The sequence below is a fragment of the Microbacterium hydrocarbonoxydans genome, assembly GCF_000956475.1.
Classification (GTDB): domain Bacteria; phylum Actinomycetota; class Actinomycetes; order Actinomycetales; family Microbacteriaceae; genus Microbacterium; species Microbacterium hydrocarbonoxydans_A.
The window spans coordinates 1,198,557-1,224,869 of the sequence record NZ_JYJB01000010.1; the positions used below are offsets into that span (position 1 = coordinate 1,198,557).

Below are 26,313 nucleotides of genomic sequence, written 5' to 3' on the forward strand. Positions count from 1 at the left end.
ATGCTTTTCTCCACCGCACACCCTGCCGGTCGCCTCGTAGCGGCCGCCGCCGTCGGCTCGGCGTTCATGCTCGCACTCGCCGGCTGCAGCAGTCCCTCTGAGGGCACGTCGCCGACGGAAGTCACGATCTGGCACTACTGGGACGGCACCAACGCAGACACCTTCGATGCCATGGTCGCCGAGTACAACGACGCTCACCCGGACGTGAAGATCTCCGCCTCGAACGTCCCGAACGCCGACTTCCTGACGAAGCTCAGGGCGTCGGCCACGTCGCGCACACTGCCCGACATCGCGATCGGGGACCTGATCTGGGTGCCTCAGATCGAGCAGATGGGCGGACTCGCCGATCTGTCGAAGACCCTTCCTTCGTCGACTCTGGCTGACATCAACCCCGCTCTGACGTCGTTCGGCAACATCGGCGGCGCCCAGGTCTCTGTTCCCGTCTCGGCGAACAACCTCGCGTACATGTACAACAAGACTTTGTTCACCGAGGCGGGCCTGGACCCCGAGAATCCCCCGACGACGTGGGACGACCTCATCAGCACAGGTCGCACGATTCTCGAGAAGACCGGCAAGCCGGGGTACGACCTGTTCACTCAGGCCGGCGACAGCGGCGAGGGACTCACGTGGAACTTCCAGGTGAATCTGTGGCAGGCGGGCGGCGAGTTCCTCAACGACGACAACTCGGCTGCCGCGTTCAACACTCCTGAAGGCGCCGAGGCCGTGCAGTTCTGGGTCGATCTGATCGACTCCGGTGTGAGCCCATACGCGAAGTGGGGCGAGTTCGAGAAAGGACAGGGCGGATCCGCGCAGGAGGGCTCCTGGATGGTGGGCATCTGGGCGGCTGACCCGCCCTTCGAGTTCGGGGTCGCCAAAGCCCCCTACCCCACGGACGGGCATGCCGCGACCAACCTCGGCGGTGAGCAGGCCATGATCTTCGACAATTCGGACAAGGAGACTGCCGCGGCATCCGACTTCCTTGCGTGGTTCTTGGAACCCGACCAGGTGACCGCCTGGAGCGAGAAGACCGGCATGCTGCCCGTGCTGAGCTCCGTCGCCACAGGCACGGACTACCTCGACTGGGTCGACTCAACCGAGCCGCGCCTGCGTCCGTTCGTCGAGCAGATGGCTGACGCCCACGCCCGGCCGAACACGCCGCTCTACCCGCAGATCTCCCTGGCGTTCGCGACAGAGATCGAGAAGGCGCTCGCCGGCGAGACCAGTGTCAGTGAGGCGCTCGACAAGGCAGAAGCCGCGGTGAACGCCGTGATCGACAAGGGTTGACGACTCGCGTGTTCTTCTCCACCGGTTCCGGAACTGACCGTCGGGTGCGCCTGTCACCCGACGGTCAGAGAATCGTCCATCGACCTCGTTACGAACGCGATCAGGTCGCCACGGCCGCGCTCTTCCTCGCGCCGGCCCTGATCGTCCTCGGCGTCTTCGTCTTCTACCCGATCATCGCGGCGGCCCAGATCAGCCTGACCTCGTGGAACGGCTTCTCGCCGGTCAAGGAGTTCATCGGCCTCGACAACTACGTGCGCCTCGCGCAGGATCCAGAGTTCTGTAACAGCTTGACGGTCACCGCCATCTATGCCTTCGGCGTCTGCGTCCTCAGCGTCGCCACGGGCTTGGTCGTCGCTCTGCTCCTCGATGCGCCTCTGCGCGGGCGCGGGCTGTACCGCGGCATCTACTTCCTTCCCGCAGTCACGTCCTCGGTCGCTGCGGCCATCGTCTGGAAGTACATGCTTGACCCGGCCGGATTCGTGAACTCCGTTCTCGCACAAGTGGGCATCGATGGTCCGGACTGGCTGCAGGACCGATGGCTCGCGCTCGGAGCTCTGACACTGCTGACCGTGTGGAAGAACATCGGTTTCAACGCGGTGCTGTACCTCACAGCGATGCAGGCGCTCCCCGCTGGCGTGTTCGAAGCAGCCCACCTCGATGGCGCCAACGCGTGGCAGCGCGTTCGTCTGATCACGGTTCCCCTGTTGCGTCCGATGACCTTCTTCGTCGTCGTCCAGGCTCTGATCACGAGTTTTCAGGCGTTCGATCTCGTCTACATGCTGACCGAGGGAGGGCCGCGCGGCGGCACGGACGTCCTCGGGATGTTCATGTACCGGCAGGCATTCCGCCTGGGCGACTTCGGCTACGGAACGGCGATCGCCTTCGTGACGCTCTTCCTGGTACTGGGGGTCACGCTCGTCCAGTGGCGCGCGAGCGGTACGGGAAAGGACGAACGATGAGACCGTCGACCGGGATGGCCCTCGCCCGCCATGGCATTCTCGTGGCAGGCTCCCTGGCGGTAATCGCCCCGTTCCTGTGGATGTTCACCACCTCCCTGCTGTCGCGATCCGAGACGTACACGAACACGTCCTTGCTCCCCACGTCGTGGCATTGGGAGAACTACGTGCGGGCGTGGGAGTCCGCGCCCTTCGGTCAGTACTACCTGAACAGCGTCGTGATGGCCGTCGGCATCGTGGCGGGTCATCTCGTGCTCGACGCGCTGTCGGCGTACGCCTTCGCCAGGCTGCGCTTCCCGTTGCGGAACACGATATTCATGCTGCTTCTCGCCGCACTGATGATTCCGACCTTCGTCACGATCATCCCCGCCTACTCGATCGTGGCCGACCTCGGATGGATCGACTCGTATGCGGGACTCATCGTCCCGCGCCTCGCGGATGTGTTCGGCATCGTCCTGCTCCGGCAGTACTTCGCGTCGCTGCCTTCAGAGCTCGAAGATGCCGCGCGCATCGACGGATGCAGTCGGATCGGGACGTTCTTCCGCATAGTCGTCCCGCTGTCCACCCCTGCGTTCGCGACGCTCGCGATCTTCAGCTTCCTCTTCGCCTGGAACGACTTCCTCTGGCCGTTGCTCGTGACGAACGTCGATGAGCACAGGACCGTGCAGATCGGACTGTCTGCTTTCGTCGGCCGGTACGGAACCTCGTGGAATTACCTGATGGCCGGCACCCTCACCGCGACGATTCCGAGCATCGTCGTCTTCTTGTTCTTTCAGCGCGCGCTCGTTCGCGGCATAGCCTCCACCGGAATGAAGGATTGATATGAACGTACCCGACTGGCTCGCCGACGCGAGCTTCTACCAGATATTCCCGGAGCGGTTCGCAAACGGAGACCCCGCACTGGACCCTGACGATGTCGTTCCCTGGAACTCGGTGCCGACGCGTGACAACTTCTTCGGCGGCGACCTCCAGGGGATCATTGACCATCTGGATCACATCGAGTCGCTCGGGGCGAATGCCATCTACTTGACGCCCGTCTTCGAGGCGAACACCAACCATCGATACGATGCCGTCGACTACTTCAAGATCGATCACCGACTGGGCGATCTCAGCACCTTCAAGGCGTTTCTCGACGAAGCCCACCGCCGGGGTATCCGCGTTGTGCTCGACGCCGTGCTCAACCATTGCGGTGACGGTCACTGGGCATTTCGAGATGTCGTCGAGCACGAGGCGGAATCGAGGTACGTGAACTGGTTCTCCGTGGAGAGCTTCCCCGTCAGCCCCCATCCAGAGCCCAACTACCGCACCTGTTCGGGGTGCTACTACCTTCCGAAGTGGAACGCGTACAACCCCGAGGTGCGCGCACACCACTTCGATGTCGCTCGCTTCTGGCTGGAGCAGGGCATCGACGGCTGGCGCCTCGATGTGCCGTACTTCATCAATCACAATTTCTGGCGAGAGTTCCGCTCCGTCGTGAAATCGGTGGATCCGCAGGCGTACATCGTCGCGGAGGAATGGCGAGATCCCGAGGAGTGGCTCCAGGGCGATCTCGCCGACGGCACCATGAACTACACGCTGCGCGACCTCATCCTCGGGTTCACGGCGGATCGGTCGATCGATGCCTTCTCCTTCGCCAAAGGAGCGGCCGCTCTCCGGGCTCGGATCCCCGACGGATTCCACGCAGGCATGCTCAACCTCCTCGGTAGCCATGACACCGAACGTGTACTCACTAGGCATCACGGAGATGTCGCCGGCGCACTGCTCGCCTACGATCTGCTGCACAGCGCCGAGGGCGCACCGATGATGTACTACGGCGACGAAGTCGGCATGCAGGGCGACAACGACCCGGGCTGCCGTGGCGCGATGAGGTGGGATGAAGGCGAATGGAACCAGGAGATCCTGGCGCACATCAAGCTTCTCGGCACGCGTCGGGCGGAGCACATCGCGCTTCGGCGCGGCGTGCAGTCGGTCACTGCACTGGACGCGGATACGATCGTTCTGGTGCGCGCCCACGAGGACGAGCGAGTCGCCGTCGTCGCGCACCGCGGGCCAGGGATCGACATCGACCTTGAAGCAATCCCGATGGGCCCGTGGCTCCCGATCGGCGCCGTGCCTGATGACGACGGCAGGTGTCGCATCGCGGAGTGTTCGACATTGATGCTGATGTCGGGAAAGGAGCCGGTATGAGGACTCGCCGCGCCACCATGCAGGATGTGGCAGATCGAGCGAACGTATCGAAGTCGGCGGTGTCTCTCGCGTTCAACGACTCCAAGAAACTGTCGGAGGCCACTCTTCAGAACATCCTCAACGCGGCCGCCGAACTCGGTTTCTCGCAGGATCCCGCGGCGCGGATGCTGCGTACGCGCCGCACCGACAGCCTGGGTCTCCTGCTCCCCCAGCAGCTCGACAAGGTTCTGGAGAACCCGTATTACTCGCTCTTCCTCCAGGGGATCGGCCAGACGTGTCAGCGTGAAGGCTTCACACTGCTCCTGGCACCACCGCTTCGCGGCTCGATGCTCAAGGCCATCCCCTACGCGGCCGTCGACGGATTCATCGTCAGCGGGCTCGAGTACGACCGCGGAGAAGTGATGGCGCTCCGTCAGCGCGATATCCCCTTCGTTCTCGTCGACAGCGAGTTGCACGACGACGTACCGAGCGTCGAGATCGACGACAGCGAGGGAATCGCGGAGCTCGTGAGGCACCTGCTTGCCATGGGGCACCGGCGGATCGCATTCGTCGCGTTCGAGACGGGGACCTCGGGCGGCTACCGCAACTGGAAGGGGCCGGTCCTGCGTCGGATGCAGGGCGCCGCGGAAGGTCTCGCCGCTGTCGGCCTGACCACCGAGAGCGACGGCATCGCCATCATCGAGGTGCCGTGCACGAGGTCGGGAGGAGCGGCGGCGTTCCGCCAGCTCTGGGGCGCGGATGCCCGGCCGACGGCAATGGTCGCGTTCAGCGACATCATCGCCCTCGGCATCATCGACGCCGCGCGCGAAGCAGGCGTGGACGTGCCGGGCGAGCTTTCGGTCAGCGGGTTCGACGATCTCATCGAAGCGAGCTGGATCAGTCCGGCCCTCACCACCATCCGCCAGCCGATCGCGACGAAGGGGCGGCTTGCCGCGGAGTACCTCGTCGAGGCGATTGCTGGGGAATCACCGTCTCGCGACCATCAGCAGCGCCTCAGCACGACATTGCTGCTGCGCGGCTCGACCGGCCCTGCGCCATCTGAGTAACCGCCTCTGCGTCACAGCGCTACGGTCGGCACAGCTTCGCCGGATTCGACACAAGTCGGATGCCGCGACGCCGAGGTCGTGATCCCTCGTGCCAACTATCGTCAACCCCTGTTGACAGCCATGCGCGCGTCAACGAAGATTGACGATAGGAGGTTCGACATGACCACATCCGCGGCCGTAACGCAGGCCGAAGGCGGAGAGCCGCTCTCCGAGCTGCACCGCCTCGCGGCGCTCCGCCAGGAGCTCGTACGAGCAGAAGAGACCCAGGTGCGCAGAGCCCGCAATCTCGGCTACTCCTGGCAGGCGATCGCGAGCGCGCTCGGCGTGACCAAGCAGGCCGCCCATCGCCGATTCGGCCATCGCTGACGGGCACTCAGCCCACCCACAGAATCCGTCACGGCCGCGAGTACGGTCGAAGTACACATCTCCAGAACGAGGTTCCGCATGTCCAGCACGGCGACATCCCGCCGCCTGAGGCGCGGCGCGCAGCAGGACGGCCCGCGCGCCACCTTCCGCCAGCTCCTCCCCTTCCTGTTCGAGCACAAGAGGACGCTGATCGTCGTCGCGATCCTCAGCGTCGCCGGTGCCGCGACCTCGCTCGTGCAGCCGCTGCTCGTCGGTCAAGTCATCCAGGCCGTGCAGTCCGACAGCGGGCTCGGCATCCTGATCTGGCTGCTCATCGGCTTCGTCGTGGTCTCGTCGGTCCTCTCGGGATACCAGCACTATCTGCTGCAACGCACGGGCACCGCGGTCGTGCACTCGAGCAGGCGCAAGCTCATCGCACGCATCCTGCACCTGCCGATCAGCGAGTTCGACGCGCGGCGCACAGGCGACCTCGTGTCGCGCGTCGGCACCGACACCACTCTGCTCTACGCCGTGCTCACCCAGGGACTGGCGGATGCCGTCGGCAGCGCGATCCTGTTCCTGGGCGCTCTGATCGCGATGCTCCTGATCGACCCTGTGCTGCTCCTGCTCATCATCGTCGTGATCGGAGCATCCGTGACCGTGGTCGTCGCCCTCAGCGGCCGCATCCGCACCGCCTCGACCGAGCAGCAGGTCAAGGTCGGAGAACTGGCGTCCGGCGTCGAGCGCGCCGTCGGCTCGATCCGCACCGTGCGCGCGTCGGGCGCCACCGAACGCGAGACCGCCGCAGTGTCGGCTCTCGCCGCCGACGCCTACGGCATCGGCGTGCGCATCGCGAAGATCTCGTCCCTCGTCGTGCCGGTCGCCGGCATCGCACTGCAGCTGTCGCTGCTCGTCGTCCTCGGCGTCGGCGGGTTCCGGGTGGCCGCGGGGACCATCGAGATCGCGTCTCTGATCACGTTCATCATGTTCCTGTTCATGCTCGTGATGCCGCTGGCGACCACCTTCGGGGCGATCACCTCGGTGAACCAGGCGCTCGGCGCCCTCGGGCGCATCCAGGAGGTCCTCGATCTGCCCCGCGAGGATCAGGCGGATGCCGAGATCGCCGCTGCCCTTCCCCGCGAAGCCGCATCTGTCGACGCCCCCGCGCTGGAGTTCCGAGACGTGCGCTTCCGTTACCCCGAGAACGTCGTCGCGGCGAGAGAGAAGGCGGCGAGAGAGGCGCGGACGCTCCTCGCCGACGCGCACCTCGATCCCGCTGACGACGTGGAGTCCGCCCCTGAGCGGGAAGTGCTCCGCGGTGTGTCCTTCACCGTGCCCCGTGGCTCGCGCGTGGCACTGGTGGGACCCAGCGGCGCCGGCAAGAGCACCATCCTCTCGCTGGTCGAGCGCTTCTACGACCCCACCGGCGGCTCGATCCGGCTGCACGGCCACGACGCGCGCACGTATCCGCGAGACGAGCTGCGCGCGCACTTCGGGTACGTGGAGCAGGACGCTCCGACCCTCGCTGGCACTTTGGCCGACAATCTGCGGCTCGCATCGCCGACGGCATCCGATGCCGACTGCGAGCGCGTGCTCCGTGCCGTGAACCTCGGCGATGTCCTCGAGCGCAACCCGCTCGGGCTCGACGCCCCGGTCGGCGAAGACGGAGTGATGCTGTCAGGCGGAGAGCGCCAGCGGCTGGCGATCGCCCGGGCCCTGCTCACCGACGCGCCGATCCTGCTGCTCGACGAATCCACCTCCTCCCTCGACGGCGTGAACGAGCAGCGCATGCGCGAGGCGATCGACGCAGTATCGACCGATCGCACGCTCGTGGTGATCGCGCACCGGCTGTCGACCGTCGTGGACAGCGACGTGATCGTCGTGCTGCAGGACGGTGTCGTGGTCGGCCAGGGCACCCACGCGGAGCTCGTCGAGACCACTCCCCTGTATCGAGACCTCGCCAGGCACCAGCTGCTCGCCTGAGCACGGCCCGGCGCCGACCTCGGGCTGCCGCACCCGGCATCCGTCCCGCTCGGCCGCCTCACGGCCTTCGGTCGCCGAGACCCCCTGCTGTTGCCGAGACCCCCAGCTGTAACTGGGGGTCTCGGCAACATGTGGGGGTCTCGGCGACACGGGAGCGAACTCACTCGCCGCGGCGGGAGACGCGAAGGCGGGATGCCCGAGACCACTCAGCCATGGGTTCGTCTCGAGCATCCCGCCTCGCGGGGTGGAAGGGCGCCGTATCCCCCGATGCCGGCGCCCCGTCTGTGTCAGGCGTTCGCCAGGCGGTACCGCAGCGATGCCAGTTCGGCGCGCAGTGCGGCCGGCAGCTTGTCTCCGAAGGTGTCGTAGAACTCCTCGGTCAGATCGGCCTCGGTCTTCCACGCCTCCGCGTCGACCGAGAACAGCTCGTCGAGATCTTCCGCGGGGATGTCGAGGCCATCGAGGTTGAGGTCCGAGACGATGGGCAGGCGGCCGATCGGGCTGTCCACGGCGCCGACCTCGCCGGAGACGCGGCGGATGATCCAGTCGACGACACGCGAGTTGTCGCCGAATCCGGGCCACAGGAACCGGCCGTCTTCACCACGGCGGAACCAGTTCACCTGGAAGATCCGCGGGGCACGGTCGAAGCGCAGGCTGCGCCCGACCTTCAGCCAGTGACCGAAGTAGTCGGCCATGTTGTAGCCGCAGAACGGAAGCATCGCGAACGGGTCGCGTCGCAGCTCGCCGACCGTGCCCTCGGCGGCCGCCGTGCGCTCGGACGAGATGTTCGATCCGAGGAAGACACCATGAGTCCAGTCGGTCGCCTCGACGACGAGCGGAACGTTCGACGCCCGGCGCCCGCCGAACAGGATCACATCGAGCGGAACGGCCGACTCCCAGTCCTCAGAGATCTGCGGGCACTGCGCCGCAGAGACCGTGAAGCGGGAGTTCGGGTGCGCCGCGGGACGCCCCGAGTCGGGCGTCCACTCGTTGCCTTCCCAGTCGATGAGGTTCGCAGGCGCCTGGTCGGTCAGGCCCTCCCACCACACATCGCCGTCAGGCCGCAGCGCCACGTTCGTGAAGATCGTGTTGCCCCACAGGGTCTCGACCGCGGTGACGTTCGTGGACTCGCCGGTGCCGGGAGCGACGCCGAAGAAGCCGGCCTCGGGGTTGATGGCCCACATGCGACCGTCCTCACCAGGGCGGATCCAGGCGATGTCGTCGCCGAGGGTCTCGACCTTCCACCCCGGGATCGTGGGGCGAAGCATCGCGAGGTTCGTCTTGCCGCACGCCGACGGGAAGGCGGCCGCCACGTGGAACGCCTTGCCCTCCGGCGAGATCACGCGGATGAGCAGCATGTGCTCGGCGAGCCAGCCCTCGTCGCGGGCGATGACCGAGGCGATGCGCAGGGCGAAGCACTTCTTCGCGAGGATCGCGTTGCCTCCGTAACCGGAGCCGAAGGAGTAGACCTCGAGAGTCTCAGGGAAGTGCACGATGTACTTCTCGTCGTTGCAGGGCCACTCGACGTCGGGCTCGCCATCGGCGAGCGGGGCGCCGACCGAGTGCACGGTCTTGACCCACGGAGCGCCATCGGCGATCTGCCGGGTCACGGCGTCGCCTACGCGCGTCATGATCCCGATCGAGGCGACCGCGTATGCGCTGTCGGTGACCTGAACGCCGATGTGCGACAGCGGTCCGCCGACCGGGCCCATCGAGAACGGCACGACGTACATCGTGCGGCCGCGCATCGAGCCCTCGAAGATCTCGGTCATCTTCTGACGCATCTCAGCCGGCGGCGCCCAGTTGTTCGTGGGGCCGGCGTCTTCCTCGCGCTCGGAGGAGATGAACGTGCGCCCTTCCGTGCGGGCGACGTCGCTGGGGTGCGAGCGTGCCAGGTAAGATCCGGGGCGCCATTCCGGGTTGAGTTTGATGAGCTTGCCCTCGTCGACCAGGCCGCGCAGCAGCCAGTCGTTCTCGGCGCGCGAGCCGTCGACCCAGTGGATGCGAGCAGGCTGCGTCAGCGCGGCGATCTCGTCGACCCACTCGGCCAGCTCCGCCATGGCGGGGGTGTCATAGGTCGGTGCCGCCCCGAACGTGCGCACGGGGGCGACGGATGCTGCGCGGGGGGTGAAGACTTCGGCGATCGCCATGACTGGTGCTCCTTTGAAGTGGGGGCCGGTACACCCATCTTCTTCTGACTCTCGGGCGACTTTCGGTCAATCGCGTCGATAAGAATGCCAATTCTTTCGCTAAGATCAAGGAATGGCTCCCTCCGGCATCCATCTCACGACTCTCGGTCACCGCATCCGCCACCATCGGCTCGAGAACGGGTTCACGCTCGACGAGCTCGGTGCGCTGGTCGGCGTCGCGGGCTCCCAGCTCAGCCTGATCGAGAACGGCAAGCGCGAGCCGAAGCTGTCACTGCTGCAGGCGATCGCTCACGCGACGCACACCGAGGTCACCGACCTGATCTCAGGCGAGCCGCCGAACAAGCGCGCAGCTCTGGAGATCGAGCTCGAGCGCGCGCAGGAGAGTCCGGTGTTCCGGCAGCTGGGCATCGCGCCCGTGCGCGTCACGAAGGGCATGAGCGACGAGACGATCGAGTCGCTGCTCGGACTGCATCGCGAGCTGCAGCGCCGAGAGCGCGAAGCGATCGCGACCCCCGAAGAGGCCCGCCGCGCCAACACAGAGCTGCGGTTGCGGATGCGCTCGCAGAACAACTACCTCCCCGACATCGAGAAGCTGGCAGAGAAGCAGCTTCGCGCCGCCGGCCACGTGCAGGGCGCTCTCACCCACCGCACCGTGAGCATCATGGCCGAGAAGCTCGGCTTCGAGCTCATCTACGTCAGTGACCTGCCTCACTCGACACGATCGGTCACCGACCTCGAGAACGGGCGCATCTACCTGCCGCCCGCCTCGATTCCCGGCGGTCACGGTCTGCGCTCGATGGCGCTCCAGGCGATGGCGCACCGGCTGCTGGGTCACCGCCCTCCCACCTCCTACGCCGACTTCCTGCAGCAGCGGCTCGAGATCAACTACTTCGCCGCGTCCTGCCTGATGCCGGAGACGGCATCCGTCACCTTCCTGCAGCAGGCGAAGAAGGACCGCAATCTCGCCGTCGAGGACTTCCGCGATGCGTTCGGCGTGACGCACGAGGCGGCGGGCATGCGGATGACGAACCTGGTCACGCAGCACCTCGGCATGCCTCTGCACTTCCTGCGCGTGGACGAGACGGGCGCCATCACGCGCGTGTACGAGAACGACGACCTTCCTCTGCCGATGGATGTCACCGGAGCGGTCGAGGGGCAGCGCGTGTGCCGCAGGTTCCAGGCGCGCGCCGCGTTCACGCAGCAGAACCGCACGGTCGAGCACCACCAGTACACCGACACCCCCTCGGGAACCTTCTGGTGCTCGACGCAGACGGGCTCGTCGAGCGAGGGCGAGTTCTCGGTGACCGTGGGCGTGCCCTTCGACGACGCGCGCTGGTGGCGGGGACGCGAGACGGCGGATCGGGCCGTGTCGACGTGCCCGGACGAATCCTGCTGCCGGCGTCCGCCGGCCGATCTCGCCGAACGATGGCAGGGAAAGGCGTGGCCCAGCGCGCGCGTGCACACGCACATGTTCTCGCCGCTCCCCCGTGGCGCCTTCCCCGGGGTGGACGACAACGAGGTGTACAACTTCCTCCTGCGGCACGCCGACGGCTGAGTCGCAACGCGGTCGTTCATCGCGTCGCGCGGCTCTCCCGCGGGACGAGACGCCGACGCCCGGCAGCGCGCCGCGACGCCGCGGCCGTCCCCGTCAGCCGCTGACGAAGTCGCTGTAGCGTCGGAGTGCGGCGGCGACGGCCTCCGGATCGAGCGAAGGGTCGAAGGGCTCTGCGATCGGGATGTCCCGGTGCTTTCCCACGGCGGCCGAGTGCGTCCACGCTCCGACGATGCGGCCGTCGGCCAGCAGGCTCGCTCGCACCATGCCGTTCTTGCCAGGACCGATGCGGGTCATCGCCTCGGCATCGGCGACCGGTGTGCGGTCGGCGTAGGAGATGTAGTACTCGTCGAACATCGGCAGTGCACGCACGGCGTCGCCGCCCGAGGCGCGACGCGGGCGCGACGCAGACACGAAGAGACCCTCGGACACCTCGACCACGCGGTGCCGGCCGCGCTCGACCGCCTCACGCGCGGCCCCCAGCGTCAGGCCCGACCACCAGGCGAAGTCCGCGGCACCGGCAGGACCGTGCCCGTCGATGTAGCGCACGAACATCTCGGCCGCCGGGTCATCGGGCACGGCCGCCTCCGGAACATGCTCGTCGGCGAGGACGAACAGCTGCTCGCGCCCGACCGCGCCGTCGCGCGCGACGACCGGACCCTGCACGAGCACGGCATCGATACACAGCGCCCCGATGATGTGCACTCCCCGCTGCCCGGACGGATCGATGCCGAGCTGCTGGATGTCATCGAACAGCTGCGCCCTGGTGCGGCCGCCGTCGGCGAGCTTCTCGCGCAGAGCGCGTGTCACGCGCGCCAGCACCTCGGCGTCGATGCCGAGCTGACGGTGCCGGCCGGCAGCCTGCTGGCGCTGGCGGGCACCGGTGACCGAGAGAACCCAGCGCAGATCGGCGGCGGGGATGATGTGCAGCGTGCCGCGCATGGTCCACGACCGCACGAGCTCACCCCGCGCGAACGCGCGATCGACCGCCGAAAGGGTCGGCGATCCGGAGGAGCGGATGCCGAGCGCCCATCGCCCGCCCAGGAACTCCTGGCTCTGCACCGCGAGCATGTGCGCAGCGGCATCCGTCACCGATCGAGCCGGAGCTGTGAGGCGATGCGATCGCAGCCGTTCGGAGAGCAGAGCGCTGGGCGTCATGACACCATGATGCCCTGCGCATCGGACATCACCCCTCGAGCGTGACCTCGCGCCGGGTCGGCAGCACAACCGGGTGCGAGCCCGCCATGGTCTCGAGCACGCGGATGACCTGGCACGAGTAGCCGAACTCGTTGTCGTACCAGACGTAGAGGATGAGGGTGTCGTCGTCGGCGATCGTCGCGAGGCCGTCGACGATCCCCGCGCGATGCGAGCCGACGAAGTCGGTGGAGACGACCTCGGGCGACTCCACGTAGTCGATCTGCTGACGCAGCTTCGAGTGCAGCGACACCCGGCGAAGGTAGTCGTTGACCTGCGCCTTGGTCGCGGGACGCTCGATCGTCAGGTGCAGCACCGCGAGCGAGACGTCGGGCGTGGGCACGCGGATCGAGCTGCCGGTGAGCCTGCCTTCGAGCTGCGGCAGCGCCTTCGACACCGCCTTGGCGGCACCGGTCTCGGTGATGACCATGTTCAGCACGGCCGAGCGGCCCCGGCGATCGCCTTTGTGGAAGTTGTCGATGAGGTTCTGGTCGTTCGTGAACGAGTGCACGGTCTCGACGTGCCCCTTGACGACGCCGTACGCCTCGTCGATCGCGGCGAGCACAGGCGTGATCGCGTTGGTCGTGCACGATGCAGCCGAGAGGATGCGGTCGGACTCCTCCACGCGATCGTGGTTGATGCCGTGCACGATGTTCTTGAGCGGGCTCTTCCCCGGCGCGGTCAGCAGCACGCGGGCGACGCCGTTCGAGCGCAGGTGCTGCGAGAGGCCGGCCTCATCGCGCCAGCGCCCGGTGTTGTCGACCACGATCGCATCGTGGATGTCGTAGGCGGCGTAGTCGATCGAGGCGGGGTCGTCGGAGTAGATCACCTGGATGCGCGTGCCGTTCGCGATGATCTGCTCGGCCTGCTCGTCGACCGTCACGGAGCCGGCGAAGCTCCCGTGCACCGAGTCGCGCTGCAGGAGCGAGGCGCGCTTGACCAGATCGTTCTCCGATCCCCGGCGCACGACGATCGCGCGCAGGCGCAGGCCGCTGCCGCCGCCGGTGTGCGCGATCAGGATGCGGGCGAGCAGGCGCCCGATGCGACCGAAGCCGTACAGCACGACGTCGGTGGGGTCGGCCGCGACGGCGCCGGATGCCGGAGCAAGCACCTCTGCGAGGTACTCCTCGAGCGAGGCGCCCGTGCCCGGACGGTCCCCGACGAGCCGGGCCACATCGATCGATGCCGCACCGGGCGCGAGGGCGTGCACGGCTTCGAGCACCGCGAGCGTGTCTTCGAGAGCGAGCGGGGCATGGCCCAGCCTGGCGACCCTGTCGTGCACCTCGACGATGCCGGTGGCCGACAGCCCGAGCAGGCGGTGGCCGTGCAGCGAGGTGATCACATCGCGCTCCCGCCGCAGGGATCCGATGAGCGGGATCATCCGCTCTGCCAGTTCTTCGCGGGCCAGCCAGTTCTCGCCGTGTACGTCGGTCATCTGCATCCTTGCATGTGTGAGCGCGCGCCGAAGTGTGGCCGGCGCGCGGAATCGCCGGGTGGAGCATCGGGGGTGCTCCCAGGGTACGCGTGGTCGCGACCGGCAGACGAATCCTCTCGCGGTGCGGAATCTCTCTCCCCACGGTCCGCCGGCGGAGGGCTCAGAACCGGGCGGAGAACGCTCCGTCGGTCTTGATGAGCTGTCCCGAGATCCAGCGCCCCTCGTCGGAGACGAGGAACTCGACCACGGCGGCGACATCGACGGGGCGGCCGAGGCGGCCCAGCGGCGTCATCGCCCCGAGGCTCTCGCGCGTCGTGTCATCCATCCACCCGGTGTCGACGGGGCCGGGGTTCAGCACGTTCGCGGAGATGCCCCGCGGTCCGAGTTCACGCGCGGCCGAGATGACGAGCCGATCCAGGGCGCCCTTCGATGCACCGTAGGGGAGGTTGCCGGTGACGTGGTCGCTGGTGAGCGCGATGATCACGCCGCCGTCATCGCCCGCCTGCCGTGCGAACGCCGCGATCATGAGCAGACTGGCCCTGGCGTTGACCGCGATGTGCCGGTCGAAGCTCGCGGCGGTGGTGTCGAGGATGCCCGACTCGACGTCATGCGCGTGGCTGAGGACGAGCGCGCTGATCGTGCCGTACCGGCGGTTCACCTCGGCGATCAGCTGCTCGGGGCCCTCGGTCGTGGAGAGGTCGGCAGATATATGACCGTCGGCTGGAACGTCCGCGGTCGCGTCGTGATGGTCGCTCGTGACGACGGTCCAGCCTGCCGAGCGCAGACGAGGGACGATGCCGGCGGCGATGCTGTTCGCGCGCGCAGCGCCGGTGATGAGGGCAAGAGGCATTCGGACACGCTATCGGATCGCAGGCTCAGAGCGGCCAGCCCATCACCACGAGACCGGCGCTCATCGCCCACGACTCGATCGCGAGCAGCCGGGCCGCCCGTGCGGGTCTCGCGCACTCGACGAACCACTCGGTGACGATCGTCCACAGCACGACGCCGGCCACGCCGACGACGCCGATCACGGCGAGAACGCCGGTGAACCCGTGTCCGGTATGCGCAACCGACGCGGAGACGTGATCGGTGGATGCGCCTTGGAACGCGCACATCGCCATGGCGAGTGATGCCAGGGCGCGATGGCAGCACGCCGCCGCCGCTCGGGTCCCCCGGACGCCGACCGTGCCGATCATCGCCGACACGACCAGGATCGCACCGAGCAGAAGCCCCGTCCCCGGAGGGACGTCGCGTACCGCGAGTGCCAGCATCGCGACCGCCATCACGATCGCGGCCTGCCGTCCCTGCCACGGCACCGCCCGCCTGGCGGCGACGCACGCTCCTGCGGACACGAGCGCGGCGAGCACCATCAGCCATGATGCTGCGGGGAGGATGTGATCCACGTCCGCATTATATTGATCACGCGCTCAAAATAGCTAGACCTCGGCGAATGAGGCAGGATGGGCAGATGCCCCGAGTCGTCGATCACGATGAACGCCGCAGGCAGATCGCCGAGGCGCTGCTCGTCGTCGCTGCTCGCGACGGCCACGAGAGTGTGACCTCCCGAGCTGTCGCGAAGGAACTCGGCGTCGCCACCGGCTCTCTGTGGCACTACTTCGACGGCTTCGACGATGTCATCCGCGCCGCGGCGGCAGAGGTGACCCGGCGAACCGGTGAACGGATCACCGCCGCCACCACGGGACTCCGTGGCATCGCCCGACTCGACGCCCTGATGCGCGAGGTCCTGCCCGTCGACGATCGCACCCGCACGGAGGCCCGAGTCGTCGTGGGCTTCTGGGGTCGACTCGCCACCCTCGCACCGTCGTCGGACGCCGCGGTCGCCACGCTCGCAACCTGGCAGGACGGCATCCGCGATGCGCTCGACGAAGCCATGGCCGACGGTGAACTGCGCCGCAATACCCCGACGGATGCGGTGATGGCGCTGCTCCGCTCGGTCACCTACGGGCAGCAGGTCGTCGAGGTCACCGAGCCTCAGGATGCCGACGCCCACATGGCAGTGGCGCACGGCATCCTCGCGCCCTGGCGCGCCTGACCCCCTCCGCCCTTCACCCTCCGCCGCCGCCTCTCCCGCATCCGGCATCCGCTGTTCGAAAAGTCGGAGCATCCGCACGACACGCCGATGGCGGATGCCGCGCCATGGCGTGTCGCAACGAGACTCCGACGTTTCGCACGACGATGCACGACGCGGACGGCGCGACGTCCCGGGGCTTGTGCACGCCTGCTGGACCGTCGTACGATCGTCGCAACCCGTTTATTGAGCAATCGCTCGAAATAGTGAGGTACGCCGATGTCCCACCAGCCCGTCACGATTGAGAAGATCGCCGCCCCGCATCCGCTCGACCCGCTCACCGGCGCGGAGATCGCCGCCGCCCGGGCCGTGCTCGAGGCCGCCGGCCTCATGGGCGAAACGGTGCGCGTGCCGATGCTGCTGCCCGATGAGCCCACCAAGGCCGAGCTCGCCGCCTGGAAGCCGGACGCTCCCATCGATCGGCGCGTCGACGCCACTCTGCTCGACACCGCGACGGGCGTCGCCACCGAGGTGATCGTGTCGGTCACGCGGGGCGAGGTCGTGAGCGCGACGCGCGTGCCGAACGACGCGCCTCCCTACGGCCAGCCCCAGTACCTGTTCGAAGAGTACGAACGCGCCGAGGCGATCGCCAAGGCGTCGCCGGAGTGGCAGGCGGCCATGACCCGCCGAGGACTCGCCGAGCACATGGATCTCGCGTTCTGCGGCCCCCTCGCGCCGGGATACACGGGCCGCGCCGACGAGGTCGGGCGCCGCGTCATCCGCTCGCTGACCTTCCTCCGCTACGACGAGCACGACTCCCCGTGGGCGCACCCCGTCGAAGGCCTGATCGTGCACATCGATCTCACCTCGAACAGCGTGATCCGCATCGAGGACGTCGGCGATGTGCCCGTGCCCGCGGGCCACGGCAACTACTACCCCGAGGCGCAGGGCGAAGCGCGCACCAGCCTGAAGCCCATCGAGATCACCCAGCCGCACGGCCCGAGCTTCGCTGTCACGGGATCCCTGGTCGAGTGGGAGAACTGGTCGATGCGGGTGAGCTTCAACGCGCGCGAAGGCCTGGTGCTCCACGATGTGACCTTCGACGGCCGCTCGGTGCTGAGCCGGGCGAGCGTGCCCGAGATGGTCGTCCCCTACGGCGACACGGCCCCAGGACGATTCTGGATCAGTTATTTCGACGCTGGCGAGTATCTGCTCGGCAAGAACGCCAACCACCTCGAGCTCGGCTGCGACTGCCTCGGTGTGATCCGCTACCTCGACGGCTACGTCGCGGACGACCACGGCCACCCCGTGCGCATCCCGAACGTGATCTGCATGCACGAAGAGGACTACGGCATCCTCTGGAAGCACACGAACCTCGAGGGGCGCTCCGACGTGCGCCGCTCGCGACGGTTCGTGGTGTCGTACTTCTCCACGATCGGCAACTACGACTACGGCTTCTACTGGCACTTCTATCTCGACGGCTCGATCGAGGTCACGGCCAAGGCCACGGGCATCGTCTTCGTCGGCGCCGGTGAGCCCGGAGTGCCGCAGAAGCACGCGACAGAGCTCGTGCCCGGCGTCTTCGCGCCGGTGCACCAGCACCTGTTCAGCGCGCGCCTCGATGTCGCGATCGATGGCGAGGACAACCGTCTCGTCGAGATCGACGCGCAGCGCGTGCCCATGGGGCCGGAGAACCCCTTCGGCAACGCCTTCACGTGGTCGGAGACGCCGCTGAGCTCTGAAAAGCAGGCGCAGCGCGAAGCCGACACCTCGGTCGCTCGCGTGTGGGAGGTGCAGAGCGCTTCGCGCACGAACGCGGTCGGGCGCCCCACTGCCTATCACCTGATTCCGGAGCCCACCGCGCTCCTGATGGCGGATCCCGCATCGTCGGTGGCCGCGCGCGCGGCATTCGCGACCAAGCACCTCTGGGCGACGCAGCATGAGCAGGGCCAGATCTGGCCGGCCGGACGGTACCCCAACGCCCATCAGGGCGGCTCTGGCCTGCCCGAGTACTCGGCGGGCGACCGCTCGCTCGATGGCGAGGACATCGTGCTCTGGCACACGTTCGGCCTCACGCACTTCCCACGCCTGGAGGATTGGCCCATCATGCCCGTCGACTACGCGGGCTTCTGGCTCAAGCCGTACGGATTCCTCGACCAGAACCCCGCGATGGACGTTCCGGAGTCCTCGCAGGCGCACGGTTCGGCGGCGGCGGATGCCGGATGCTGTGGTGGAGGCGCCGGCTGCACCTGCGCGCACTAGCTCGCGAAGCCGCCGAGACTCGACACGCGCGGCGCCCAGCAGAGCGCGGGCGGAAATCAGGCGAGCGCGACGATGGCTTCGCGCAGAACCCCGTCTGCCCGTGCAAGTGCGGATGCCGCAGCATCGGCATCCGCCCCCGAAGCCAGCATGAGCAGTGCGAGCTTGACCGAGCCGTCGGCTGCTGCGAGAGCATCCGATGCCGTCTCGACGTCGACGCCCGCGAGCTGCGAGACCGTGCGGATCGAGCGCGCCCGCAGCTTCTCGTTGGTCGCCACGAGATCGACCATGACTCCGCGATAGGTCTTGCCGAGCTTGATCATCGAGAGCGTCGTGAGCATGTTCACGACCAGCTTCTGCGCCGTACCCGACTTCAGCCTCGTCGAACCCGAGATGAACTCGGGCCCGGTGATCACCTCGATCGGGATCGACGCCTCGGCGCCGATGGCCGATCGCTCGTTGGACGCGATCGCGACGGTGAGGGCTCCGACACCGCGTGCGAACCGCAGACCGCCCACGACGTAGGGCGTGCGACCGGATGCGGAGATCCCGACGACCGTGTCACGCTCGGTGAGACCGAGCTCGCGCAGAGAGGCCTCCGCGGCGTCCACATCGTCCTCCGCGTCCTCGACCGCCGATCGGATCGCGGTCTCACCGCCCGCGATGAGCCCCACGACCATCGAGGGCTCGGTACCGAACGTGGGCGGGCATTCGCTCGCGTCGAGCACTCCGATCCGCCCGGCCGTCCCCGCGCCGATGTAGATCAGGCGTCCGCCGCTGCGGAAGCGCTCGGTGATGCCGTCGACCGCCGCGGCGATCTCGCTCGTCCGCGCCGCCACCGCGTCCGGAACGCCGCGGTCTTCTGTGTTCATCGCCCGCACGAGGTCGGGTGTGGGCAGCAGGTCGAGGTCTCCGCGTTCCGTGGTCGATGCCTCGGTGCCGAGGTGGGCGAGCTCCTCGAGGAGCTCCTGCAGGCGGATGTCGTCATTCGGCACGATGCGCGAACCTTTCGTGGGGAAGATCGCTGCGGGAGACGAGCAGCAATGCGCCGTCGAGCGCATCGCCCGCGGCTGCCGCGACGACACGATCCGAGGCGGCGACCGAGGCGGCGAGCCTCGCCCGGAACCAGTCATGAGCGGTGAGGCCGCCGTGCAGAGCGACGGCCCCTTCGGGCGCGGCGGCGACAGCGGATGCCGTGAGCAGCCGGACCGCCTCATCCACGATCCCCCGAGCGACGAGGTCGCCGCTCTCGGCCGCGTCGAGCACGAGCGGGGCCAGAGCGGCCAGTCGCTGCGCCAACGGCGCAGCGCTCGCGATCCACGACGGGATCGCCGACGGAACCCCGATCTGCTGCGCGACCTGTGGCGTCAATGAGGTGGCGGCGCCGAGTCCGGCATCCGCTCGCACCACCGCGCGCAGCGCCTCTCGACCGATCCACGACCCGCCGCCGAAGTCGCCCAGCTCCGGGCCCCAGCCGTCGACGAGTCGGACGCCGTCGACACCGACCCCCAGAGCGGCCGCGCCGGTTCCCGCGATCAGCAGGGTGCCGTCGCCACCGCCGAGCGCGCCGATGTGCGCGGTGACGACGTCGGAGGCGACCACGACCGGGCACGCTGCGGCTGCGGCGAGACGACGAGCCAGCTTCTCGGCAGCATGCGGCGCCGTCCAGGCGCCCGCGGCACCGACGCCGATTCCGGCGATCGGGATATCGATCCGCGTCAGGAGAGCGTCGATCGACTGAAAGGCATCCTCGACCCCTCCGTGGTTCGCCAGGCCGGGAGCTCCAGGGCCGTCATGCCGCTCCCAGCTGCCGCCGGCCGCTTTCAGCACCCGGCACCGGGTCTTGCCGAGATCGACGGCGACGAACGGCGGACTCGAACTCATGAAAATATTCTACGCACGAATGGAGAGCATGAAATAATTGTTCACAACCACCCACCCCGGAGATAGACGCCATGAGCATTCAGACCACGATCGCGACCGCCGCCGAGACGCTGCCGCCGACTCTGGCCCGCATCGCCCGCGTGGTGCGGGAGAACCCATCGTTGATCGTCGACAGCACGATCAACGAACTCGCCTCGGCGTGCGAGACCTCGGTCGCGTCGGTCGTGCGGTTCTGCCGAGCGATCGGGGTGGGCGGATATGCCGCCCTCCGCGTGGCGATCGCGACCGAACTCGGCCGCGAGTCGGCGCAGTACAACCAGCCACGAGGCTTCGGATCGGAGATCGCCGTCGGCGACTCGCTGCGAGAGGCCGCGCACAAGATCGCGGCACTCGAGCTGCTCGCCATCGAGGAGACGATCGGAAACCTCGACTACGACGCCCTCGCCGGCGCTGTCGACGCGATCGACGGCGCCGAGCGGATCCTGCTCTTCGGCATCGGGGCCAGCCGGCTCGTCGCCGACGATCTCGGGCACAAGCTGCTCCGGATCGGCCGGTCCGCGATCGTGCTGTCCGACGCGCACGAGGCGAGCGCCGCGGCCGCGCTCAGCGCCACACGCACCGTCGCGATCGGGGTGTCGAACTCAGGCGCCACCGCGGAGACCGTCCGGTTCCTGCAGACAGCACGCGGTGTCGGCACCGCGACGATCGGCATCACCGGAGCCGTCGAGTCGCCGCTCGCCCGAGAGGCGGACCGCACGCTTCTCACCCAGGCCAGGGAATCGCGCTTCCGCGCGGGAGCGATGGTGAGCAGGATCGCCCAGCTCGCCCTCGTCGATGCCCTCTTCATCGGCGTGGCCCAGCGTCGTCACGCACATTCCGTGCACGCGCTGCAGCGCACGGCGGACGCCACCCGCGCACTCCGCCCCACCTGACGCCGCGCGTCTGCCCGTTCGTCGGCAGACAGCAGTCGGCGCCGAAGCGAGGTCACTCTCCCGCGACGCGCTCTGCCGCTGCGTGGTCGCGCGGGGCGAACGACAGAGAACCCGCGGTGCGCAGGAACACGATGATCCAGCTGAAGATCAGGACAGCGGCGATCAGCTCGACCGCCGTGAGGTTGTAGTACCCGACCGCGAAGAAGACGCCGAGCATCGCGATCACGAGAACATAGGCCCAGCCGAACAGCACGAAGACCCGCGGGATCGAGGACAGGAACCAGGGCAGCCCGACGACGACGACCGCGAACACGACCGCCATGCCCGTCGCGACGGTGTTGTGCAGCAGAAAGAACTCGTCCACGGGGAAGATCCCCACGCACGCGAGGAAGATCCCCATGAGGATGAGCCCACCGCGCACGATGAAACGACCGCGTCGTGCCCCGTCGTCGTCGACAGGGAGACCGGCCGTCGCATAGCGCGAGATCGTCGTGATCATGACGCCCGCGATGATCAGCGTCATGTTGAATGCGATCGAGGAGCTGTTGCTGCTCATGCCGAGGGCCGACAGGTTGAGGCGCCACCAGTCGGCGTCGCTCGAGGCGAGCATCGCCGCGAAGGCTCCGACGACCAGGAACACCGCGAGGACAAGCGAGAGCACCATGGGCGTCAGCGCGACCGCACTCAGAAAGCACACGTAGGCGGTGAGCGCGAAGGCGACGCTGACGAGGACCGCGCCGGGGAAGGCGAACACCGGGGCTCCGATGAAGCTCCTCTCGAGGAGCTCGGCGACTCCGAGCCAGCCGAGATATGCGATCGCCGCGTGCGCGAAGGCGATCGCGGCCAGGTCGTACCATCGCAGACGATCCCCGGGCACGCTGAATCCGTCTCGCACTGCGCCGTCGCGCACCTCGGCCGGTCGCGCCGCAAGTCGTCCGAGCGTGAACGAGAGGACCGCGGTGATCGCGCCGCCGTATGCCGCAAAGCTGCCGATCGACCCCGAGCCGCTGATCGCCAGATCGTGGCCGAAGAACACCGGGAGGGCGATCACGAAGCCGAGCACGAGAAACGCCGTGCCCACGATCAGCGCGGTCGCCTCGAACACCGAATCCGATGTGTCTGGTCCGCGCAGCTGACGCAGCACCTCCACGGCGCGCCGGCCGATTTTCTTCATGGTCCATCCTCCGAGCACATCTTAGAAGGCCGCACCACGGGTCCATCGTCGGTGGTACCATCACGGAACGGATCGTATACAACGTCGTCGTTCCCACCACCCGAGGTGATCTTTCATGAACGGTGCACCCATGGCTGCCGCCGAATCGGTGTCGACTCTCGTCGCGCGCAACATCAGCGAGTTCCGCGCCGCGGTGTCCGAGTCCTTCGTCCCCCTGCAGGTGTCGAGCAACGGGCCGGACCATTTCCGCGGGATGATCCGCGGCGCCTCGGTCGACGAGGTCCACGTCACCGACGTGCGCGCCACCTCGCACGTGGTCGAACGCACCCCCGAGCTCATCGCACGCGGCGACCGCTCGTACTTCAAGCTGAGCCTGATGCTCGCCGGCACCGGAATGCTCATCCAGGACGACCGCGAGGCCGTGCTGCGCCCAGGCGACCTCGCCGTGTACGACACCGACCGTCCGTACTCCCTGGTCTTCGACGACGAGTTCCGCACCATGGTGGTGATGTTCCCGAAGCACCTGATCAGCCTGCCCTCGGAGATGATCGGGCAGCTGACCGCGGTGCGGATCTCTGGTCAGGAAGGGCTCGGCAGCATGGTCGCCCCGTACCTGACCCAGCTCGCCGGCAATCTCGACCAGCTCGCCGGAACGACAGGTGCGCGTCTTGCGCACAGCGCCCTCGACCTGGTCTCGACCGTGTTCACGCGCGAACTCGGTCTCGACGAGGTGTCCACCGACCCGCATCGTGCCCTCGTCCAGCGCATCCGCTCGTACATCGACCGCAATCTCGCCTCGGCCGACCTCGGGCCCGCGTCGATCGCGTCCGCGCACTACATCTCGACCCGGCACCTGCACGGCCTTTTCCAGGAGCAGGGGGTCACGGTGTCGACCTGGATCCGCACGCGCCGCCTCGAGCAGTGCCGTCGCGATCTGCTCGATCCGATGCTCGCCGACCGCCCCGTGGCGGCGATCGCGGCGCGATGGGGATTCGTGGATGCCGCGCACTTCAGCCGTGCCTTCAAGACGACCTTCGGCATCTCCCCCAGCGAGTACCGCGCCGCGCACTGAGGTTTTCGGGAAGCGCCGCCTCCGGCATGCGCCCCGCCACCGAGTTCCGGCGCGCCACCGCGATCGCGACGCCGCGCCGACAGTGGCGCGCCGCTCCGATGGCGGGGCCGCCTGTCCGATGGTGGGTGTCGCTCGGATGGCGACGGGGTGAGGCCGGTCCGTCCGGCATGTCGGACTTGCCCCGGAGGGCACGCCGGTTGACTCTCGGCGCGCGATGGCCGCGCATGCCTTGAGTGGATGCCGTGCCCGGATCGAGCATGAGGTAAGCGCACCGCGAAGTCGCGGTGCCCGGAGCGAAGACGCTCCGCCGCGTGCGACGTCAGGACCTCCATGACCGACATCTCCACCGATCCGGCGCTCGACGAGTGGCGCACCTATGACGAGTTCGCCGCCGGCATCGACGCCTTCCGCCTGCCCAACGTGTCCCTCGCCGGCACGACGCTCACGCTGACGCTCGACGACGACTCCACGCTGACGCTGGCCTTCGACTCCGTCGCCGTCGCCTGGAGCGGCTTCGACGCGGCTGGCACCGACCCCTACGACGCCGTCGCAGTGCGCGAGGACGTCGTGTTCGTGAACATCCCGCTCGAGAGCCGCGAGCGCGAGGCCATCACGGTCGTCTACTCCACCGCGACGCACCGCGCCACCGTCATCCGCTCCCGCATCGCCGCCGAGGCCGCCGAGGGCGTCCCGCAGGTCGGACAGGAGTTCTGGGCCGCGACCACGGACGGCGGCGAGCCGACCGGCGACGTCCCCGGTCCCAGCCGAGACCTCATCGGCAAGCGCAACGTGTACCGCTACAGCCAGCACCACCTCTACGAGCACGTGTACGTCTCCAGCCGGCGCTACGCATGGCAGTGCCTCGAGGGCGTGCAGCGCGGGCACGGCGACATGGACCTCTCGACGGTCTGGAAGTTCGCCGACGGGCTCTACCTGTTCTGCTTCCGCGAGTTCCGCATCGCGGTCGCCAGCGTGTGGCTGCACGATCTGGGCTACCAGCTGATGACCACCGGCATCTTCCTCGGCCTGAACGGCGACGGCGACGCGGAGCACTCCCGTGCAGGCGGCCACATCTACCCGCTCGGCTCGGTCTCGTACCCCGACGCGCAGCCGGTGTGACCCCTTCGACAGGCTCAGGGACCCAGAAGGACCGGAAGGAGAGCAGATGACGAACGCAGACATCATCCGCGAGCACTACGCCGCGAGCGACCGCGGCGACATCGACGGGATGCTGGCGCCGCTGGCCGACGACGTGCAGTGGACGGAAGCCGCCGGCTTCCCCTACGCGGGCACGTACGTCGGACCGGACGCGGTCGCAGCGAACGTGTTCCAGCGCATACAGGAGGAGTGGGACGACTACACCCTCGCGATCGACGAGGTCGTCGACGGCGGAGTCGTCGTGGTCGGCATCGGCACCTACTCCGGCACCTACACGCTGACCGGACGGTTCTTCGCAGCCCGCGTCGCGCACGTATGGCGCCTGACCGACGGCAGGGTCACCGCCTTCGAGCAGTTCACCGACACCGAACTGGTCAACCGCGCGCTGCGCGACTGACCCGGCGGCACAGCAACACCCGAAAACCGAGAGGCAAGGAAGCACACATGAACAAGCGAGCAGCAGGCACCGCGGCCGTCATCGCCGTGGCAGCCCTCATCCTGTCCGGCTGCGCCGACGACGGCGGGTCCGGCGGAGGAGGAAGCGGATCGATCGTCGTCGGATCCGTCAACACGATCAGCGGCGCGGCGACGTTCCCCGAGGCCTCGCAGGCGGCCGCCGCCGTGTTCGACGCGTTCAACGAGGAAGGCGGCCTGAACGGTCAGAAGATCGACTACAAGGCACTCGACGACAAGGGCGACCCCGCGACCGCGACGGCGTCGGCGCGAGAACTGGTCGGCAGCGACGGTGCAGTCGCGCTGGTCGGCTCGGCCAGCCTCATCGAGTGCGAGATCAATGCCAAGTACTACGAGCAGGAGGGCATCCTCTCGATGCCCGGCATCGGCGTGGACAGCGGATGCTTCGACAGCAAGAACATCTCCCCCGCCAACGTCGGCCCGTTCAACGACATGACGCTCACGCTCCAGTACGGCTCAGAGGTACTGGGTCTGGACGACATCTGCGTGCTGCTCGAGATCGCGGGGTCCACCCGCCCGGCCTACCAGGCGGCGATCGACAAGTGGACCGAGATCACCGGCAAGAAGCCGAAGTACGTCGACGACACCGTGGCTTATGGCGCGTCCGACTACACGCCGTACATCGTGAAGGCGCGCGAGCAGGGCTGTAAAGCCCTCGCGATCAATCCCGTCGAGCCCGACGCGATCGGACAGGTGAAAGCCGCGAATGCCCAGGGCTGGGATGACGTGACCTGGCTGTACCTGACCAGCGTGTACAGCGAGAACTTCGCCAAGGCCGTCGACAACGCCGGCGCCGGCATCTACGTGCCTGCCGAGTTCTACCCGTTCACCGACGACAACGAGATCAACAAGGACTGGCGAGCGCTGATGCAGAAGAACGACATCCCGCTCACCTCGTTCAGTCAGGGCGGCTACCTCGCGGCGACGTACTTCATCGAGGTGCTGAAGTCGATCAAGGGCGACATCACCCGCGAGAGCGTCACCAAGGCGCTGCAGGAGATGGACCCGATCGACAACCCGATGGTCGGGACGCCCTACGCGTTCGGCACTCAGAACACATCCGGCTGGCCGATCATCCTGAAGTCCGGCACGAACGCCTGGGAGAAGGTCGCAGACGACTGGCTGCGCATCGGCGAATAGTGGCACCGCCCGCCGCCGCTCCTGCGGCGGCGGGCATTCCTCCCCCTCAGATCAGAAAG

23 protein-coding genes are annotated in these 26,313 nt (G+C 67.9%); 15 read left to right on the top strand and 8 right to left on the bottom strand.

Features of this window, described 5'->3' with window-relative positions; all coding sequences use genetic code 11:
* The 7 genes from RS84_RS18355 (at nt 1) to RS84_RS18385 (ending at nt 7,801) form a co-directional block, all read left to right on the top strand.
* On the top strand, nt 1-1,284 hold the full coding sequence (locus RS84_RS18355) for an ABC transporter substrate-binding protein (RefSeq protein ID WP_045259339.1): 1,284 nt from the start codon (nt 1-3) through the stop codon (nt 1,282-1,284).
* A gap of 8 nt (nt 1,285-1,292) precedes the next feature.
* Nucleotides 1,293-2,243, top strand: coding sequence for a carbohydrate ABC transporter permease (locus tag RS84_RS18360; RefSeq protein ID WP_235281533.1), 951 nt, complete (start codon nt 1,293-1,295; stop codon nt 2,241-2,243).
* Nucleotides 2,240-3,061, top strand: a complete 822-nt coding sequence (locus RS84_RS18365) for a carbohydrate ABC transporter permease (protein WP_045259134.1) — start codon at nt 2,240-2,242, stop codon at nt 3,059-3,061. Before RS84_RS18360 ends, RS84_RS18365 begins: the two co-directional genes overlap by 4 nt.
* Nucleotide 3,062: 1 nt before the next feature.
* Complete coding sequence (locus tag RS84_RS18370; RefSeq protein WP_045259135.1) at nt 3,063-4,427, top strand: glycoside hydrolase family 13 protein; 1,365 nt, start codon at nt 3,063-3,065, stop codon at nt 4,425-4,427.
* The gene (locus RS84_RS18375) at nt 4,424-5,473 is read left to right on the top strand and encodes a LacI family DNA-binding transcriptional regulator (protein WP_045259136.1); all 1,050 of its coding nucleotides are present in this window, start codon (nt 4,424-4,426) and stop codon (nt 5,471-5,473) included. The genes RS84_RS18370 and RS84_RS18375 overlap by 4 nt, the downstream gene beginning before the upstream one ends.
* A gap of 159 nt (nt 5,474-5,632) precedes the next feature.
* Nucleotides 5,633-5,839, top strand: coding sequence for a hypothetical protein (locus tag RS84_RS18380; protein ID WP_045259137.1), 207 nt, complete (start codon nt 5,633-5,635; stop codon nt 5,837-5,839).
* A gap of 78 nt (nt 5,840-5,917) precedes the next feature.
* Nucleotides 5,918-7,801, top strand: a complete 1,884-nt coding sequence (locus tag RS84_RS18385) for an ABC transporter ATP-binding protein (RefSeq protein WP_045259138.1) — start codon at nt 5,918-5,920, stop codon at nt 7,799-7,801.
* Nucleotides 7,802-8,088: 287 nt separating this feature from the next.
* On the opposite strand, the gene RS84_RS18390 is transcribed toward RS84_RS18385, so the two are convergent.
* Nucleotides 8,089-9,951, bottom strand: coding sequence for a phosphoenolpyruvate carboxykinase (GTP) (locus tag RS84_RS18390; RefSeq protein ID WP_045259139.1), 1,863 nt, complete (start codon nt 9,949-9,951; stop codon nt 8,089-8,091).
* Nucleotides 9,952-10,063: 112 nt separating this feature from the next.
* Here RS84_RS18390 and RS84_RS18395 point away from each other — a divergent pair, with 112 nt between their 5' ends.
* Nucleotides 10,064-11,506: an XRE family transcriptional regulator gene (locus RS84_RS18395; RefSeq protein ID WP_045259140.1), complete on the top strand. Its 1,443-nt coding sequence runs from the start codon at nt 10,064-10,066 to the stop codon at nt 11,504-11,506.
* 93 nt (nt 11,507-11,599) lie between these two features.
* Here the strand turns inward: RS84_RS18395 and RS84_RS18400 are convergent, their stop codons facing one another.
* From RS84_RS18400 to RS84_RS18415, 4 genes are all read right to left on the bottom strand, one after another.
* On the bottom strand, nt 11,600-12,661 hold the full coding sequence (locus tag RS84_RS18400; RefSeq protein WP_045259141.1) for a winged helix DNA-binding domain-containing protein: 1,062 nt from the start codon (nt 12,659-12,661) through the stop codon (nt 11,600-11,602).
* Nucleotides 12,662-12,689: 28 nt separating this feature from the next.
* Entirely contained in the window at nt 12,690-14,138 is a 1,449-nt protein-coding gene (locus RS84_RS18405; protein ID WP_082062262.1) for a glyceraldehyde-3-phosphate dehydrogenase, read from the bottom strand.
* 154 nt (nt 14,139-14,292) lie between these two features.
* Nucleotides 14,293-14,982 carry an SDR family oxidoreductase gene (locus RS84_RS18410; protein ID WP_045259142.1) on the bottom strand — a complete coding sequence of 230 codons (690 nt, stop codon included), beginning with the start codon at nt 14,980-14,982 and terminating at the stop codon, nt 14,293-14,295.
* Nucleotides 14,983-15,007: 25 nt separating this feature from the next.
* Nucleotides 15,008-15,535 carry a hypothetical protein gene (locus RS84_RS18415; RefSeq protein WP_152641873.1) on the bottom strand — a complete coding sequence of 176 codons (528 nt, stop codon included), beginning with the start codon at nt 15,533-15,535 and terminating at the stop codon, nt 15,008-15,010.
* Between the two features lie 65 nt (nt 15,536-15,600).
* Here RS84_RS18415 and RS84_RS18420 point away from each other — a divergent pair, with 65 nt between their 5' ends.
* Both RS84_RS18420 and RS84_RS18425 read left to right on the top strand, forming a co-directional pair.
* Nucleotides 15,601-16,185 carry a TetR/AcrR family transcriptional regulator gene (locus RS84_RS18420; RefSeq protein WP_045259144.1) on the top strand — a complete coding sequence of 195 codons (585 nt, stop codon included), beginning with the start codon at nt 15,601-15,603 and terminating at the stop codon, nt 16,183-16,185.
* 255 nt (nt 16,186-16,440) lie between these two features.
* Nucleotides 16,441-18,423 (top strand): primary-amine oxidase, encoded by a 1,983-nt coding sequence (locus RS84_RS18425; RefSeq protein ID WP_045259145.1) that lies wholly within the window; start codon nt 16,441-16,443, stop codon nt 18,421-18,423.
* Between the two features lie 56 nt (nt 18,424-18,479).
* Here RS84_RS18425 and murQ read toward each other — a convergent pair whose 3' ends face one another.
* Together murQ and RS84_RS18435 are read right to left on the bottom strand one after the other, a co-directional pair.
* On the bottom strand, nt 18,480-19,415 hold the full coding sequence (murQ, locus tag RS84_RS18430; protein ID WP_045259146.1) for an N-acetylmuramic acid 6-phosphate etherase: 936 nt from the start codon (nt 19,413-19,415) through the stop codon (nt 18,480-18,482).
* Nucleotides 19,405-20,304, bottom strand: coding sequence for an N-acetylglucosamine kinase (locus tag RS84_RS18435; RefSeq protein ID WP_045259147.1), 900 nt, complete (start codon nt 20,302-20,304; stop codon nt 19,405-19,407). The genes murQ and RS84_RS18435 overlap by 11 nt, the downstream gene beginning before the upstream one ends.
* 71 nt (nt 20,305-20,375) lie before the next feature.
* Here RS84_RS18435 and RS84_RS18440 point away from each other — a divergent pair, with 71 nt between their 5' ends.
* On the top strand, nt 20,376-21,236 hold the full coding sequence (locus RS84_RS18440) for a MurR/RpiR family transcriptional regulator (RefSeq protein ID WP_045259148.1): 861 nt from the start codon (nt 20,376-20,378) through the stop codon (nt 21,234-21,236).
* A gap of 52 nt (nt 21,237-21,288) precedes the next feature.
* On the opposite strand, the gene RS84_RS18445 is transcribed toward RS84_RS18440, so the two are convergent.
* On the bottom strand, nt 21,289-22,410 hold the full coding sequence (locus tag RS84_RS18445) for a DUF998 domain-containing protein (RefSeq protein ID WP_045259149.1): 1,122 nt from the start codon (nt 22,408-22,410) through the stop codon (nt 21,289-21,291).
* Nucleotides 22,411-22,525: 115 nt separating this feature from the next.
* On the opposite strand from RS84_RS18445, the gene RS84_RS18450 reads away from it, so the two are divergent.
* The 4 genes from RS84_RS18450 to RS84_RS18465 all read left to right on the top strand — a co-directional run bounded on the left by RS84_RS18450 (nt 22,526) and on the right by RS84_RS18465 (nt 26,254).
* Nucleotides 22,526-23,482: a helix-turn-helix domain-containing protein gene (locus RS84_RS18450; protein WP_045259150.1), complete on the top strand. Its 957-nt coding sequence runs from the start codon at nt 22,526-22,528 to the stop codon at nt 23,480-23,482.
* Nucleotides 23,483-23,812: 330 nt separating this feature from the next.
* Nucleotides 23,813-24,601 (top strand): MoaF C-terminal domain-containing protein, encoded by a 789-nt coding sequence (locus RS84_RS18455; RefSeq protein ID WP_045259151.1) that lies wholly within the window; start codon nt 23,813-23,815, stop codon nt 24,599-24,601.
* Nucleotides 24,602-24,647: 46 nt separating this feature from the next.
* Nucleotides 24,648-25,037 carry a nuclear transport factor 2 family protein gene (locus RS84_RS18460; protein ID WP_045259152.1) on the top strand — a complete coding sequence of 130 codons (390 nt, stop codon included), beginning with the start codon at nt 24,648-24,650 and terminating at the stop codon, nt 25,035-25,037.
* Between the two features lie 47 nt (nt 25,038-25,084).
* The gene (locus RS84_RS18465) at nt 25,085-26,254 is read left to right on the top strand and encodes an ABC transporter substrate-binding protein (protein WP_045259153.1); all 1,170 of its coding nucleotides are present in this window, start codon (nt 25,085-25,087) and stop codon (nt 26,252-26,254) included.
* Nucleotides 26,255-26,313: the final 59 nt, after the last annotated feature.